The 1,115-nt window shown below is 50.9% G+C and carries 1 rRNA gene; it reads right to left on the minus strand.

Annotated features, from left to right (window positions below):
* Nucleotides 1-1,115: ribosomal RNA gene (locus DU29_RS0126160) — 23S ribosomal RNA — on the minus strand; the annotation flags it as partial.

Below are 1,115 nucleotides of genomic sequence, written 5' to 3' on the forward strand. Positions count from 1 at the left end.
AAAAGAACACTCGTCATCAGCTCTCGGCCTTAAGATCCCGGATTTACCTAAGATCTCAGCCTACCACCTTAAACTTGGACAACCAACGCCAAGCTGGCCTAGCCTTCTCCGTCCCTCCATCGCAATAACCAGAAGTACAGGAATATTAACCTGTTTTCCATCGACTACGCTTTTCAGCCTCGCCTTAGGGACCGACTAACCCTGCGTCGATTAACGTTGCGCAGGAAACCTTGGTCTTTCGGCGTGGGTGTTTTTCACACCCATTGTCGTTACTCATGTCAGCATTCGCACTTCTGATACCTCCAGCAAGCTTCTCAACTCACCTTCACAGGCTTACAGAACGCTCCTCTACCGCATCACCTAAGTGATACCCGTAGCTTCGGTGTATGGTTTGAGCCCCGTTACATCTTCCGCGCAGGCCGACTCGACTAGTGAGCTATTACGCTTTCTTTAAAGGGTGGCTGCTTCTAAGCCAACCTCCTAGCTGTCTAAGCCTTCCCACATCGTTTCCCACTTAACCATAACTTTGGGACCTTAGCTGACGGTCTGGGTTGTTTCCCTTTTCACGACGGACGTTAGCACCCGCCGTGTGTCTCCCATGCTCGGCACTTGTAGGTATTCGGAGTTTGCATCGGTTTGGTAAGTCGGGATGACCCCCTAGCCGAAACAGTGCTCTACCCCCTACAGTGATACATGAGGCGCTACCTAAATAGCTTTCGAGGAGAACCAGCTATCTCCGAGCTTGATTAGCCTTTCACTCCGATCCACAGGTCATCCGCTAACTTTTCAACGGTAGTCGGTTCGGTCCTCCAGTTAGTGTTACCCAACCTTCAACCTGCCCATGGATAGATCGCCCGGTTTCGGGTCTATTCCCAGCGACTAGACGCCCTATTAAGACTCGCTTTCGCTACGCCTCCCCTATTCGGTTAAGCTCGCCACTGAAAATAAGTCGCTGACCCATTATACAAAAGGTACGCAGTCACCCAACAAAGTGGGCTCCCACTGCTTGTACGCATACGGTTTCAGGATCTATTTCACTCCCCTCTCCGGGGTTCTTTTCGCCTTTCCCTCACGGTACTAGTTCACTATCGGTCAGTCAGTAGTATTTAGCCTTG

The sequence above is a fragment of the Pseudomonas sp. Ant30-3 genome, assembly GCF_000690905.1.
Classification (GTDB): Bacteria; Pseudomonadota; Gammaproteobacteria; order Pseudomonadales; family Pseudomonadaceae; genus Aquipseudomonas.